12 protein-coding genes and 1 rRNA gene are annotated in these 14,670 nt (G+C 75.6%); all 13 read left to right on the top strand.

Translation table 11 applies throughout. From position 1 onward, the window contains the following. The first annotated feature begins 6 nt into the window (after positions 1-6). The gene (gene pheS / locus F1544_RS13655; RefSeq protein WP_167586251.1) at positions 7-1,164 is read left to right on the top strand and encodes a phenylalanine--tRNA ligase subunit alpha; all 1,158 of its coding nucleotides are present in this window, start codon (positions 7-9) and stop codon (positions 1,162-1,164) included. After that, a complete protein-coding gene (gene pheT / locus F1544_RS13650; protein WP_167586249.1) occupies positions 1,164-3,731 on the top strand; it encodes a phenylalanine--tRNA ligase subunit beta in 2,568 nt (855 codons plus the stop codon). The genes pheS and pheT overlap by 1 nt, the downstream gene beginning before the upstream one ends. Further along, positions 3,724-4,572: an SDR family NAD(P)-dependent oxidoreductase gene (locus F1544_RS13645; protein ID WP_167586247.1), complete on the top strand. Its 849-nt coding sequence runs from the start codon at positions 3,724-3,726 to the stop codon at positions 4,570-4,572. The genes pheT and F1544_RS13645 overlap by 8 nt, the downstream gene beginning before the upstream one ends. 52 nt (positions 4,573-4,624) lie before the next feature. Beyond that, on the top strand, positions 4,625-5,689 hold the full coding sequence (gene argC, locus F1544_RS13640) for an N-acetyl-gamma-glutamyl-phosphate reductase (protein WP_373368080.1): 1,065 nt from the start codon (positions 4,625-4,627) through the stop codon (positions 5,687-5,689). Then, entirely contained in the window at positions 5,686-6,837 is a 1,152-nt protein-coding gene (gene argJ, locus F1544_RS13635) for a bifunctional glutamate N-acetyltransferase/amino-acid acetyltransferase ArgJ (protein WP_167586243.1), read from the top strand. Before argC ends, argJ begins: the two co-directional genes overlap by 4 nt. Next, the gene (gene argB, locus F1544_RS13630; protein ID WP_167586241.1) at positions 6,834-7,742 is read left to right on the top strand and encodes an acetylglutamate kinase; all 909 of its coding nucleotides are present in this window, start codon (positions 6,834-6,836) and stop codon (positions 7,740-7,742) included. The genes argJ and argB overlap by 4 nt, the downstream gene beginning before the upstream one ends. A gap of 41 nt (positions 7,743-7,783) precedes the next feature. Further along, positions 7,784-9,046, top strand: coding sequence for an acetylornithine transaminase (locus tag F1544_RS13625; RefSeq protein ID WP_308470066.1), 1,263 nt, complete (start codon positions 7,784-7,786; stop codon positions 9,044-9,046). Further along, positions 9,043-10,017 (top strand): ornithine carbamoyltransferase, encoded by a 975-nt coding sequence (gene argF, locus F1544_RS13620; protein ID WP_167586239.1) that lies wholly within the window; start codon positions 9,043-9,045, stop codon positions 10,015-10,017. The genes F1544_RS13625 and argF overlap by 4 nt, the downstream gene beginning before the upstream one ends. Before the next feature lie 7 nt (positions 10,018-10,024). Further along, positions 10,025-10,603 (top strand): arginine repressor, encoded by a 579-nt coding sequence (locus tag F1544_RS13615; RefSeq protein WP_167586237.1) that lies wholly within the window; start codon positions 10,025-10,027, stop codon positions 10,601-10,603. 44 nt (positions 10,604-10,647) lie between these two features. Then, complete coding sequence (argH, locus tag F1544_RS13610; protein WP_308470065.1) at positions 10,648-12,108, top strand: argininosuccinate lyase; 1,461 nt, start codon at positions 10,648-10,650, stop codon at positions 12,106-12,108. After that, positions 12,093-12,752, top strand: a complete 660-nt coding sequence (locus F1544_RS13605; protein WP_308470064.1) for a DNA-3-methyladenine glycosylase — start codon at positions 12,093-12,095, stop codon at positions 12,750-12,752. Before argH ends, F1544_RS13605 begins: the two co-directional genes overlap by 16 nt. A 73-nt stretch (positions 12,753-12,825) precedes the next feature. Beyond that, on the top strand, positions 12,826-14,094 hold the full coding sequence (tyrS, locus tag F1544_RS13600; RefSeq protein ID WP_167586235.1) for a tyrosine--tRNA ligase: 1,269 nt from the start codon (positions 12,826-12,828) through the stop codon (positions 14,092-14,094). A 422-nt stretch (positions 14,095-14,516) separates the two neighbouring features. Beyond that, a 16S ribosomal RNA gene (locus F1544_RS13595) occupies positions 14,517-14,670 on the top strand; the annotation flags it as partial.

The raw sequence follows: 14,670 nt of genomic DNA, 5'->3' as shown, positions 1-14,670 counted from the left end.
ATCCCGATGCCTGCTGACCCCGACGCCCCCGGCACGGCACCCGGCGGGAGCGACGCCGACCTCGTCGCGCCGGCCGCGGTGCAGGCCGCCCTCGACGCCGCGCTGGCCGCGATCGCCGCCGCGGGCGACCTCGAGGAGCTGAAGGCCGCCCGCCTGGCGCACGCCGGCGACCGCAGCCCCCTGGCGCTGGCGAACCGGGCGATCGGTGCCCTGCCCGGTCCCGAGAAGGCCGCCGCGGGCAAGCTCGTCGGCTCCGCCCGCGGGCGCCTCGGCCAGGCCGTCGCCGCGCGGCAGGCCGTGCTCGCCGCCGAGCACGAGGAGCGGGTGCTGCGCGAGGAGGTCGTCGACGTCACGCTGCCGGGCCGCCGCCCCGAGCCGGGCGCCCGCCACCCCCTGCCGCTGCTCGTGGAGCGCGTCGCCGACGTGTTCACCGCGATGGGCTGGGAGGTCGCGGAGGGCCCCGAGGTCGAGGCCGAGTGGTTCAACTTCGACGCCCTGAACTTCGACGTCGACCACCCGGCGCGGCAGATGCAGGACACGTTCTTCGTCGCCGACGCCGACGGCGGGGCCGACTCGGGTCTCGTGCTGCGCACGCACACCTCACCGGTGCAGGCGCGCTCGCTGCTGACCCGCGGGGTGCCGCTGTACGTGGTGTGCCCCGGGAAGGTGTTCCGCACCGACGAGCTCGACGCGACGCACACGCCCGTCTTCCACCAGCTGGAGGGCATCGCGATCGACGAGGGCCTGACGATGGCGCACCTGAAGGGGACCCTGGACCACTTCGCGCGGGCCATGTTCGGCTCGTCGGTCGAGACGCGCTGGCGCCCGGCGTTCTTCCCGTTCACCGAGCCCAGCGCCGAGCTGGACCTGCGGTTCTCCCTCGGCCGCGACGCCGAGCGGGGCTGGATCGAGTGGGGCGGCTGCGGCATGGTCAACCCGAACGTGCTGCGCGCGTGCGGGATCGACCCGGACCGCTACACGGGTTTCGCCTTCGGGATGGGCATCGAGCGGACGCTGATGTTCCGCAACGGGGTGACGGACATGCGCGACATGGTGGAGGGCGACGTGAGGTTCTCGAGGGCGTTCGGCGTGGAGGACCTCTCGGCGTCCACGGTCGCCGAGGTGGCCCCGGCCGCCGCCGCGACGGCGGAGGTCGGTCTCTGATGCGCGTCCCGCTGCGCTGGCTCGCCGAGCACGTCGACCTGCTGCCGGGCACCACCGGCCTCGACGTCGCCGCCGCGCTCGTGCGCGTCGGCCTCGAGGAGGAGGGCATCCACCGCGCCGACCTCACGGGGCCGGTCGTCGTCGGGCGCGTCCTGGACCTGGTGGCCGAGCCGCAGAAGAACGGCAAGACCATCAACTGGTGCCACGTCGACGTGGGCCCGGAGCACAACGACGCCGACGGCTCGCGCGGCATCGTCTGCGGCGCGCACAACTTCGCGGCCGGTGACGAGGTCGTCGTCGCGCTGCCGGGCGCCGTCCTGCCGGGCGGGTTCGCCATCGCCGCCCGCAAGACCTACGGGCACGTCTCCGACGGCATGATCTGCTCCGCGAAGGAGCTCGGCCTGGGCCTGGACGGCGAGGGCATCGTGGTGCTCGCGCAGCTGCTCCCGGGCACGGGCGTCACGCCGGGGCAGGACGCCACGGCCCTGCTGGGCCTGGACGAGGAGACCGTCGAGGTCAACGTCACGCCCGACCGCGGGTACTGCTTCAGCGTCCGCGGCATCGCCCGCGAGTACGCGCACGGCACCCGGCGCCCGGTGGCCGACGTCGTGCGCGACCCGGCCGCCGTCGAGGTCGCGGCGGCCTCGGGGCCCGGGTTCCCCGTCCGCCTCGCCGACGAGGCGCCCCTGCGCGGCCAGGCCGGCTGCGACCGCTTCGTCGCCCGCACGGTGCGGGGGATCGACCCCGCGGCCGCCACCCCGCGCCACGTGGAGGACCGGCTGCGCCAGGCCGGGATGCGCCCGGTGTCCCTCGTCGTCGACGTCACCAACTACGTGATGCTGGCGACCGGGCAGCCGCTGCACGCCTACGACCTCGCGACCCTGCAGGACGAGCTCGTCGTCCGCCGCGCGCGCCGCGGCGAGACCCTGACGACGCTCGACGGCACCGTGCGGACGCTGCACCCCGAGGACCTCGTCATCACCGACGAGGCCGTGGGTGACCCGGCGTCCTCGCGCGTCGTCGGGCTCGCGGGCGCCATGGGCGGTCAGGCCACCGAGGTCACGGCGGGCACCACGACCGACGTCCTCGTCGAGGCCGCGCACTTCGGGGCCGTGGGCATCGCCCGCACGGCCCGGCGGCACCGCCTGCCGTCGGAGGCGTCCAAGCGCTTCGAGCGCGGCACCGACCCGCAGGTCTGCGCGGCCGCGGCGGAGCTCGCGGTCCGGATGCTCGTCGAGCTCGGCGGGGGCGTGGCCGACCCCACGGCCACCGACGTCGGTACGCCCGCGCCGCCGGCGGCGCTGCCCCTGCCGCTGGGCTTCCCGGAGCGCATCGTCGGGCGGCCCTTCTCCGAGGACGAGGTCGTCGGGGCGCTGACCGAGATCGGCTGCGCCGTCACCCGCGACGGCGACGAGCTGACCGTCGTCCCGCCGTCCTGGCGGCCCGACCTGGCCCAGCCCGTGGACCTCGTCGAGGAGGTCGCCCGGCTGGCCGGCTACGACACCATCCCCTCGGTGCTGCCCACGGCCCCCGCGGGCCGCGGCCTCACGCCGCAGCAGCGGGCGCGCCGCTCGCTGGCCCGCGCGCTCGCCGACGACGGCTTCGTCGAGGTGCTCTCCTACCCCTTCGTCGCCGCCTCCGTGCACGACGTCCAGCGGATCCCGGCCGACGACCCGCGCCGCCGGGCCGTGCGCCTGGCCAACCCGCTGTCCGAGCAGCAGCCGCTGATGCGCACCAGCATCCTCGACTCCCTCGTGGAGGTGGTGCGCCGCAACGTGAGTCGCGGGCTGCGCGACCTCGCGCTCGTCGAGATCGGCTCGGTCACCCACCCGGTGGCCGGCGCCCCCCGGGCCGCGGTCCTCGGCACCGCCCAGCGGCCCTCGCCGGAGGAGCTCGAGGGCCTGCTGGCCGCCGTGCCCCCGCAGCCGCTGCACGTCGCGGGGATCCTCACCGGCACCCGCCGCGGGCCCGGCGCGAGCGCGGACGGCTTCGCCCGCACGGGCGAGCCGGTCCTCTGGGCCGACGCCGTCGAGGCCGCCCGCACCGCGGCCGCGGCCGCCGGTGTGCGCGTCCACGTCGAGGCGGCCGACCACGCCCCCTGGCACCCGGGCCGCTGCGCCCGCCTGGTCACGGAGCAGGGCCACACGCTCGGCCACGCGGGGGAGCTGCACCCGAGCGTCCTCGCGGCCGCGGAGCTCCCGGCCCGCGCCGCGGCTTTCGAGCTGGACCTCGACGTCCTGCTCGCGCAGGTCGGCGCCTCGGTGCAGGTGGGGGAGCTCTCGGGGTTCCCCGCCGCGACCCAGGACGTCGCCCTGGTCGTCGACGCGGCCGTCCCGGCGGGCGACGTCGAGGCGGCGCTGCGCGCGGGGGCGGGCGAGCTGCTCGAGGACGTCCGGCTCTTCGACGTCTACACGGGCGAGCAGGTCGGCGAGGGCCGCAAGTCCCTCGCCTACGGCCTGCGCTTCCGCTCGGGGGAGCGGACGCTCACCGCCGAGGAGGCCAGCGCGGCTCGCTCGGCCGCGGTCGACGAGGCCGCCCGGCGCACCGGGGCGGTGCAGCGTGCCTGAGCCCACGGGGTCCGGCTCCACCGAGAGGCCCGTCCCCGGCCCCGCCCGCACCGCCCTGGTCACCGGGGCCTCGCGGGGCATCGGCCGGGCCCTGGTGCTCGGCCTCGCCGACGCGGGCCTGGCCGTGGGGGCCGTGGCGCGCGACGCCCTGGCGCTGGACGAGCTCGTCGACGACGTCACCGACCGCGGGGGCCGCGCGGTCGCCACGGCGCTGGACGTCACCGACGACGCCGCCACCCGGGCCGGTGTGCGGGCGCTCGCGGCCGAGCTCGGCGGGATCGACCTGCTGGTCAACTGCGCCGGGCGCATCGAGGCGGACGAGGTCCCCCCGTGGGAGGCCGACCTCGACGAGGTCCGCGCCGTCCTGGAGCTCAACGTCGTGGGCGCCTTCTCGCTCGTGCGCGCGGCGGTGCCCGGGATGATCGCGCGCGGCGGCGGCCGCGTCGTGGACCTCAGCTCGGGCTCGGCGCACCGCGACACCGGCGTGAACGCGGCCTACGGCGCGAGCAAGGCGGCGCTGTTCCGCCTGGGCGGCACCCTCGCCGTCGCGGGCGCGCCGCACGGCGTCCTGGCGTTCGAGGTCTCCCCGGGCGTCGTGCGCACCGACATGACCCTGTCGATGGCCTCGCACGAGGGCCGCACCGAGTGGACCGACCCGGCGGACGTCGTGGCGCTCGTCCTCGCCGTCGCCCGCGGCGAGCTCGACGCGTTCTCGGGCCGCTACGTGCGCGCCGGCGTCGACACCCCCGCGTCCCTGCGGGCGCTCGCGGCGGCCGGTCTGCCGGCCGCGGCCCGCCGCCTCGACGTGGTCCGGCACGGCGCGGACGACCCGCTGGGCTGAGGCGGAGGGCCCCGTCGCGGCCCTGCATGACCACGCCCTGCGGTGTATGGTCATGCACATGACGACGGGAGCGCGGTTCACGGCCGCGGTGGCGGGCGCGAGCGGGTACGCGGGCGGTGAGCTCCTGCGGCTCCTGCTGCAGCACCCCGCGTTCGAGATCGGCGCCCTCACGGGCGCGTCCAACGCGGGGTCGCCGTTGGGGGAGCTGCAGCCGCACCTGCTGCCGCTGGCCGACCGGGTGCTGCAGCCCACCACGCCGGAGGTGCTCGCGGGCCACGACGTCGTGTTCCTGGCCCTGCCGCACGGCGCCTCGGCCGGGCTCGCGGCCCAGCTGGGCGACGACGTCCTCGTCGTCGACCTCGGCGCGGACCACCGGCTCACCGACCCCGCGGCGTGGGAGACCTTCTACGGCAGCCCGCACGCCGGGTCGTGGCCCTACGGGCTCCCGGAGCTCCCCCTGGCCGAGGGCGGACGCCAGCGCAGCCGCCTCGCCGGCACCCGGCGCATCGCGGTCCCCGGCTGCTACCCGACGGCCGTGAGCCTCGCGCTCGCCCCCGGGGTCGCGGCGGGCGTCGTGAGCGCGGACGACGTCGTCGTCGTGGCCGCCTCCGGCACCTCGGGCGCCGGCAAGAGCCTCAAGCCGCACCTGCTGGGCTCGGAGGTCATGGGCTCGATGAGCCCCTACGGCGTGGGCGGCGGCCACCGCCACACCCCCGAGATCGAGCAGAACCTCGCCCTCGCGGGCGCCGCGTCGGTGAGCGTCTCGTTCACCCCGACGCTGGCGCCGATGCCGCGGGGCATCCTCGCCACCTGCACCGCGCGGCTGACGCCGGGCACGGACGCGGCCGACGTGCGGGCGGCCTGGGAGAAGGCCTACGCGGGCGAGGAGTTCGTGCACGTCCTGCCCGAGGGCCGCTGGCCCACGACGGCCGCGGTGGCGGGCTCCAACGCCGCCGTGCTGCAGGTGGCCGTCGACCCGCACGCGGGCCGGGTCGTGGTCGTCGCCGCGATCGACAACCTCGTCAAGGGCACCGCGGGCGGCGCGCTGCAGAGCGTGAACCTGGCGCTGGGCCTGCCCGAGGGCACCGGGCTGAGCGCGGCGGGGGTCGCGCCGTGAGCGTCACCGCCCCCGCGGGCTTCCGCGCCGCCGGCGTCACCGCGGGCCTCAAGCCCAGCGGGAAGCCGGACGTCGCCCTGGTCGTCAACGACGGCCCCCTCGACGCCGCCGCGGCCGTCTACACGTCCAACCGCTGCAAGGCCCACCCCGTCCTGTGGAGCGAGCGCGCGAGCGCCGACGGCCACGTCGGCGCGGTCGTCCTGAACTCCGGCGGCGCGAACTGCTTCACCGGCCCCGAGGGGTTCCAGACCACCCACGCCACCGCGGAGCTCGTCGGTGAGCTGAGCGGTTGCGGCGCAGGCGACGTCGTCGTCTGCTCGACGGGGTTGATCGGCGTGCAGTTCTCCCGGGAGCGGTTGCTCGCGGGGGTCCGGGCGGCGCACGCGCAGCTCGACGCCGAGGGCGGGTCGGTCGCGGCCACGGCCATCATGACGACGGACACCGTCGCCAAGCAGGCCGTGGCCCGGGGTGCGGGGTTCACGGTCGGGGCGATGGCCAAGGGTGCCGGGATGCTGGCGCCGGGCCTCGCGACGATGCTCGTCGTCGTGACCACCGACGCGGTCGCGGAACCCGCCGACCTGGACCGCGCGCTGCGGGCCGCGACGCGCACGACGTTCGACCGCGTCGACTCCGACGGCTGCATGTCCACCAACGACACCGTGGTCCTGCTGGCCAGCGGCGCCTCGGGCGTGACCCCGCCGGCCGCCGAGCTGGACGCCGCGGTGCACGAGGTGTGCGCCCAGCTCGCCCGGATGCTCGTGGCCGACGCCGAGGGCGCCGAGCACGACATCGCCGTCGAGGTCGTCGGCGCGGCCAGCGAGGCCGACGCGGTCGAGGTCGGCCGCTCGGTGGCGCGCAACAACCTCTTCAAGGCCGCGGTGTTCGGCCGGGACCCGAACTGGGGCCGCGTGCTGGCTGCCGTGGGCACGACGAGCGCGGCCTTCGACCCGCAGGAGCTCGACGTGACGCTGAACGGCGTCCCGGTCTGCGTGGGCGGGGCCCCGGGCGCCGACCCCGCCGCGGTCGACCTGGCCCCGCGGGAGGTGCGCGTGCGCATCGACCTGCACGCGGGGACGCAGGAGGCGACGGTGTGGACGAACGACCTCACGCACGCCTACGTCCACGAGAACAGCGCGTACTCGACGTGAGCACCGCCGGGGTGGACGGCCTGGACGCCGCCGACAAGGCCACCGTCCTCGTCGAGGCGCTGCCGTGGCTGCAGCGCTGGCACGGAGCCCTCGTGGTCCTGAAGTACGGCGGCAACGCCATGGTCGACGACGACCTCAAGCGCGCCTTCGCCGAGGACGTCATGTTCCTGCGCACGGCCGGCCTGCGGCCCGTCGTGGTGCACGGCGGCGGCCCGCAGATCTCCGCGATGCTCGCCCGCCTCGGCATCGCCAGCGAGTTCCGCGGCGGCCTGCGCGTCACGACGCGCGAGGCGATGGACGTCGTCCGGATGGTCCTCACGGGCCAGGTCGGCCGCGAGCTCGTCGGCCTGCTGAACGCGCACGGGCCGCTCGCGGTCGGGCTCTCGGGCGAGGACGCGGGCCTGCTGCGCGCGCGCCGCCGTCCCGCGGTCGTGGACGGCGAGGAGGTGGACGTCGGCCTCGTCGGCGACGTCGTCTCGGTCGACCCGGCCGCCGTGAACGACCTGCTCGACGCGGGCCGGATCCCGGTCATCTCCACGATCGCCCCCGAGGTGGACGCCGACGGCGTGCCCGTGGACGGCCAGGTCCTCAACGTGAACGCCGACACCGCGGCGTCGGCGATCGCCGTGGCGCTGGGCGCGCAGAAGTTCGTCGTGATGACCGACGTGGCGGGCCTGTACGCCGACTGGCCCGACACCTCCTCGCTGGTGCGCGAGATCGGGGCGTCGGCGCTGGAGGAGCTGCTGCCGCGGCTGGAGTCGGGGATGGTGCCGAAGATGGAGGCGTGCCTGCGGGCCGTGCGCGGCGGGGTCCCGCGCGCCACGGTCATCGACGGCCGCCTCGCGCACTCGGTGCTGCTGGAGGTCTTCACGTCCTCCGGCGTCGGAACGATGGTCGTGCCGTGAGCGCGGGAGCAGCTCCCGCGCCGGAGCAGAGGGAGGGCCTGGTGGCTGGGGAACTGGACGTGCGGGGCGCCGCGGAGGCGCTGCCGGTCACCGAGGGCAGCGGGCAGGCGTGGCTGCAGCGCTACACCTCCGCGGTGATGGGCACCTACGGTGCGCCGCAGCGGGTCCTGGTCCGTGGTGAGGGCTGCTACGTCTGGGACGCCGACGGCCGCCGCTACCTCGACCTGCTCGCGGGCATCGCGACGAACGCCCTCGGGCACGCCCACCCGCTGCTCGTCGCGGCGGTGACGGCGCAGCTCACGACGCTCGGGCACGTGTCGAACTTCTTCGCCACGGCCCCGCAGGTCGCGCTCGCCGAGCAGCTGCTCGCGGTCAGCCGCGCACCGGCGGGATCGCGGGTGTTCTTCTGCAACTCCGGCGCCGAGGCGAACGAGGCGGCGTTCAAGATGGCGCGCCGCACCGGCCGCCCGAAGGTCGTCGCGGCCGTCGACGGCTTCCACGGCCGGACGATGGGCGCCCTGGCCCTGACCCACAAGCCGCAGTACCGCGCGCCGTTCGAACCGCTGCCGGGCGGCGTCGAGCACGTGCCCTTCGGCGACGTCGGGGCGCTCGGCCGGGCGGTCGACGGCGCCACGGCCGCGGTGTTCCTGGAACCCGTGCAGGGCGAGGGCGGCGTGCGCCCGGCACCGCCCGGCTACCTGGAGGCCGCGCGGCGCATCACGCGCGAGCACGGCGCCCTGCTGGTCCTGGACGAGGTCCAGTCCGGGATCGGGCGCACGGGAGCCTGGTTCGCCCACCAGCTGCCCGGTCAGGGCGACGTGGTCCCCGACGTCGTGACGACGGCCAAGGGCCTCGGCGGCGGCATCCCCATCGGCGCGACGGTCGCCTTCGGCGAGCACAACGCCGCGCTGCTCGGCGCCGGGCAGCACGGCACGACGTTCGGCGGGAACCCCGTCGCCTCCGCCGCGGCGCTCGCGACCCTGCACGCCATCGAGCGCGACGACGTCCTGGCCAACGTCCGGGCGGTGGGCGCCCGGCTGCGCGACGGCATCACCGGTCTCGGCCACCCGCTGGTGGCCGGCGTGCGCGGCGAGGGCCTCCTGCTCGGCATCGAGCTCACCGCCCCCGTCGGGCCCGCCGTGGTGGCCGCCGCCCTCGAGCGGGGGTTCATCGTCAACGCGGTGCGCCCGGACACGATCCGCCTGGCCCCGCCCCTCGTCCTCACGCCCGCGCAGGCCGACTCCTTCGTCCGCGCCCTGCCCGGCGTCCTCGACGCCGCGACCACCCCGGGAGACCCGACATGACCAGCCCCACGACGTCCGCCGGCGGACGGGGCACGGGCGTGCGCCACTTCACGGCCGACGACAGCCTCAGCCCGTCGGAGCAGGCCGAGGTCCTGGCCCTGGCCGCGCAGCTGAAGGCGGACCGGTTCTCCCAGCGCCCGCTCGCGGGCCCGGAGACGGTCGCGCTGCTCTTCGACAAGCCCTCGACGCGCACCCGGGTGTCCTTCAGCGTGGGCGTGGCCGACCTCGGCGGCGCGCCGCTCGTCATCGACGCGGGGTCCTCGCAGCTCGGCCGCGGCGAGCCGGTCGCCGACACGGCCCGCGTCCTCGAGCGGCAGGTCGCGGCGATCGTCTGGCGCACGTTCGAGCAGGCGCGTCTGGAGGAGATGGCCGCGGTCTCCTCGGTCCCCGTGGTCAACGCGCTCACCGACGAGTTCCACCCGTGCCAGATCCTCGCCGACCTGCAGACCGTGGCGGAGCACAAGGGCGTGCTGCCCGGGCTGACGCTCGCCTACCTCGGCGACGGCGCGAACAACATGGCCCACTCCTACGCCCTCGGCGGCGCGACCGCGGGCCTGCACGTCCGCATCGCCACGCCCGCGAGCGACCTGCCCTCGCCCGCCGTCCTCGAGCGGGCCGCGGCCGTCGCCGCGGCGACCGGGGGGTCGGTCACGGTGACGCAGGACCCGGAGGCCGCGGTCGCGGGCGCCGACGTCGTCGCCACCGACACCTGGGTGAGCATGGGCCAGGAGGACCGGGCCGACGACGCGTCCGCCCGCTTCGCGCCCTACAGCGTGACCAGCCGGCTGCTGGCCCTCGCGGACCCGGCCGCCGTCGTCCTGCACTGCCTGCCCGCCTACCGCGGCAAGGAGATCGAGGCCGCGGTCATCGACGGCCCGCAGTCGGTGGTGTGGGACGAGGCGGAGAACCGGCTGCACGCCCAGAAGGCGCTGCTCGTGTGGTTGCTGGCCGCGTCCCGGACCGGGGGGTGAGCTCCCCGTGACGGACCCCGTCGCGCCGCGGGAGACGCCCTCGGCCGCGGGCACCGGCACGAAGGCGTACCGCCACGACCGCATCGCCGCCGTGCTCGGCCGGTTCCCGGTGCGCTCGCAGACCGAGCTCGCGACGCACCTGGCTGCCGAGGGCGTGGTCGTCACGCAGGCGACGCTCTCGCGCGACCTCGTCGAGCTCGGTGCCGTCAAGGTCCGCGACGGCGCCGGCGGCCTGGTCTACGCCCTGCCCGCCGAGGGCGGGGACCGCACGCCCCGCACAGGCACATCGCAGGAGGTCCTCGACGCGCGCCTCAGCCGCTGGTGCGAGGAGCTGCTCGTCTCGGCCGAGGCGTCCGCCAACTTCGTCGTGCTGCGCACCCCGCCGGGCGCCGCCCAGCTGCTGGCCTCCGCGGTCGACCACTCCGTGCTGCCCTCCGTGCTGGGCACGATCGCGGGCGACGACACCGTGGTCGTCATCTGCCGCGAGCCCGACGGCGGCGCCGTCGTCGCCGACCGGTTCCTGGCGCTGGCCCGCCGCACCGAGACCCCCGGCCCGGGTGCGGCAGACTCCGCCCCGACCGGCTGAACACCCTCCGCCCGACCGTCCCACCGCACCCGAGGAGCACCTCCGTGACCGCACCCGCCGACCCGACTCCCGCACCCGGACAGGCGGAGAAGGGCCTCTGGGGCGCCCGGTTCGCGAGCGGCCCCGCCGAGGCGATGGCGGCCCTGTCGAAGTCCACGCACTTCGACTTCCGCCTCGCCCGCCACGACCTCGCGGGCTCCCGCGCCCACGCCCGGGCCCTGCACCGCGCGGGCCTCCTGGACGACGCCCTCCTGCAGGCCCTGCTCGACGGCATCGACGCGCTCGACGCCGACGTCGTCTCGGGTTCCTTCGTGCCCGCGCCCGACGACGAGGACGTGCACTCCGCGCTGGAGCGCGCGCTGGTCGAGCGCCTCGGCGCCGACGTCGGCGGCCGGCTGCGGGCCGGCCGCTCGCGCAACGACCAGATCGCCACGCTCCTGCGGATGTTCCTGCGCGAGCACGCACGGGTCGTCGGCTCGCTCGTCCTGGACGTCGTGCAGTCGCTCGTCGACCAGGCCGGCGCCCACCCGGGCGCGGCGATGCCGGGGCGCACGCACCTGCAGCACGCCCAGCCCGTCCTGCTGGCCCACCACCTGCTGGCGCACGCCTGGCCGCTGCTGCGCGACGTGCAGCGGCTGCGCGACTGGGACGTCCGGGCGGCGGTCTCGCCCTACGGCTCGGGGGCGCTCGCGGGTTCCTCGCTCGGGCTCGACCCGGCGGCCGTCGCGGCCGACCTCGGCTTCGACTCCAGCGTCGAGAACTCCATCGACGGCACGGCCTCGCGCGACGTGGCGGCGGAGTTCGCCTTCGTCGCGGCCATGGTCGGCATCGACCTCTCGCGGATCTCGGAGGAGGTCATCGCCTGGGCGACCAAGGAGTTCTCCTTCGTCACCCTCGACGACGCCTGGTCCACGGGGTCGAGCATCATGCCGCAGAAGAAGAACCCCGACGTCGCCGAGCTCGCGCGCGGCAAGGCGGGGCGGCTGATCGGCGACCTCACGGGGCTGCTGGCGACGCTGAAGGGGCTGCCGCTGGCGTACAACCGCGACCTGCAGGAGGACAAGGAACCCGTCTTCGACGCCGTCGACACCCTCGAGCTCCTGCTGCCCGCGGTCGCCGGCATGGTCGGGACGCTGACGTTCCACACCGACCGGATGGCCGCGCTCGCCCCCCAGGGCTTCGCGCTGGCCACCGACGTCGCGGAGTGGCTCGTGCGCCAGGGGGTGCCGTTCCGCACGGCGCACGTGGTCTCGGGGGCGTGCGTGCGGCGCTGCGAGGAGCGCAGCGCGGCCGAGGGGCGCAGCGTGGAGCTGTGGGACCTCACCGACGAGGACCTGGCAGCCGTCTCGCCGCTCCTGACGCCCGCCGTCCGGGAGGTCCTCAGCCTCGAGGGTTCGCTGGCCTCGCGCGACGGCGCCGGGGGCACCGCGCCCGTGCGCGTCGCCGAGCAGCTCGAGGTGGCCCGCGCCGCGGTCGCCGGGCACCGGGCGTGGACGGAGCGCTGACCGGCGCGGCCGACGCGCTGCCCCGCAGCTTCTTCGCGCGCCCGGTCCTCGACGTGGCCCGGGACCTCCTGGGCTGCGTCGTGCAGCACCGCAGCGAGCAGGGGACCGTCGCCGTGCGCCTGACGGAGGTGGAGGCGTACGCGGGGGAGGACGACCCGGGTTCCCACGCCTTCCGGGGCCGCACGCCGCGCACCGAGGTGATGTTCGGCCCGGCGGGGCACGCCTACGTCTACTTCAGCTACGGCATGCACTGGTGCACGAACCTCGTGTGCGGGACCGAGGGCAGCGCGAGCGCGGTGCTGCTGCGCGCCGGCGAGGTCGTCGAGGGCGTCGAGCTGGCCCGCTCCCGGCGTGTGGCCGCGCGCCGCGACGTCGACCTCGCGCGGGGCCCGGCGCGGCTGGCGCAGGCGCTCGGGCTCGCCCGCGCCCAGGACGGCGCCGACGTCTGTGCCGGCGGCCCGCTGCAGGTGCTCCCCGGCGCTCCCGTCGGGGACGACCGGGTCGCGTGGGGTCCCCGGGTCGGCGTCGCGGGCGCCGGGGCACCGACCCCCTGGCGCGCGTGGGTCGACGGGGAGCCCACGGTGTCGCCGTACCGGGCCGCCGCGGTGCGCGCGCGCCCACCGCGTCGCCCGCCGACCGCCTGATCGGGCAGGCTGTGCGCGGGCGGCGGGCGCCCACCCGGGCTCCGGACCGGGCACGACGAGGAGTGGACACCACGTGAGCGACGTCTGGGACGAACTGCAGTGGCGGGGCCTGGTGGCGCAGTCCACCGACGAGGCCGCGCTGCGGGAGGCGCTGGCGTCAGGACCGCTGACCTTCTACGTGGGCTTCGACCCGACCGCGGCGAGCCTGCACGTGGGGCACCTCGTGCAGGTGCTGACGGCCCGGCGCCTGCAGGACGCCGGCCACCGGCCCCTGGTCCTCGTCGGAGGCGCCACCGGCCTGATCGGTGACCCGCGCCCCTCGTCGGAGCGGACGATGAACGACCCCGCGACGGTGGCCGGCTGGGTGAGCGGTCTGCAGCGCCAGATCGAGCCCTTCCTGGACTTCGCGGGGCCGGCGGCCGCGACGATGGTCGACAACCTCGACTGGACCCAGCCGATGTCGGCGATCGACTTCCTGCGCGACGTGGGCAAGCACTTCAGCGTCAACCGCATGCTCGACCGCGAGGCCGTGAGCAAGCGCCTGGCCACGACGGGCATCAGCTTCACCGAGTTCAGCTACGTCCTGCTGCAGAGCAACGACTTCCTGCAGCTGCACCGCCTGCACGGGTGCGGGCTGCAGCTGGGCGGCTCGGACCAGTGGGGCAACATCACCGCCGGCTGCGAGCTGGTGCGCCGGGTGGACGGGGACACCGTCCACGCGCTCGCGACGCCGCTGCTGACGAAGGCGGACGGGACCAAGTTCGGCAAGACCGAGTCGGGTGCCGTGTGGCTCGACCCGGAGCTGACGTCGCCCTACGCCTTCTTCCAGTTCTGGCTCAACGCCGAGGACACGACGGTGGAGGGGTACCTGCGCGCCTTCTCCTTCCGCGGCCGCGAGGAGATCGAGGAGCTGGGTCGCCAGGCCCGCGAGCAGCCGCGCGCCCGGGCGGCGCAGCGCGCCCTCGCCCACGACGTCACGGCGCTGGTGCACGGGGAGGCCGCGGCCCGCGCCGTCGAGGACGCGTCCTCGGCGCTCTTCGGGGGTGCCGACCTGTCGAGCATCGACGCGGTGACCCTGGCCGGTGCGCTGGAGGAGCTGCCCACGGTGGTGCCCGAGACGGCCGACGTGCCGCTGGTGCAGCTGTTCGCCGACACGGGTCTGGCGCCCAGCCGCTCGGGGGCGCGACGGACCATCGGGGAGGGCGGCGCCTACGTGAACAACGTCAAGGTGGTCGACCCCGACGCGACGCTCGCGGACGTGACCCTGCTGCACGGCCGCTTCGCCGTGCTGCGGCGCGGGCGCAAGTCGCTCGCCGCGGTGGCACTCCCGTTGCCGCACTAGGGGATCGGGCCCCGCGACCGAGCGGATTTGCCAGCGGTCGCGGGGCCGTCTAATGTTCTCGATGTCGCCACGACGGGGCGGACGGACTGGGGCAAGCGACCAGGGTCCACCGGCGAGGCGGTAGAGCTGATCGGGTGAGTGGTTTGCACGATGTCCACTCTCGCGATTACGGTAGGAAGGTTGCCCCTTCCACCAACAACTCGCAAGGGTTCGCGGTGAGGGTGCGTCCGGTTCTTGAGAACTCAACAGTGTGCCAAGTGTTGATGCCAATTTGTTAACCCTGGGCATCTGGTGGTCTGGTCCTGCGTTGTGTGGGGTTGGGTTGTCGGGTGTTGAGGATTCCTTTGGTGTTGTGCCTTCCCTGGTTCGTCAGTGGGCTGGGGAGGTTATGATGCCGGGTGAAATGGTTCTCTAATGATTTTTCAACGGAGAGTTTGATCCTGGCTCAGGACGAACGCTGGCGGCGTGCTTAACACATGCAAGTCGAACGGTGAAGCCCTTCGGGGTGGATCAGTGGCGAACGGGTGAGTAACACGTGAGCAACCTGCCCCTGGCTCTGGGATAACCATCGGAAAC

This window comes from Kineococcus rubinsiae (assembly GCF_011839805.1).
Classification (GTDB): domain Bacteria; phylum Actinomycetota; class Actinomycetes; order Actinomycetales; family Kineococcaceae; genus Kineococcus; species Kineococcus rubinsiae.
Note: the sequence above shows the minus strand (reverse complement) of the source record. Positions and strands in the feature narration are given on the sequence as shown.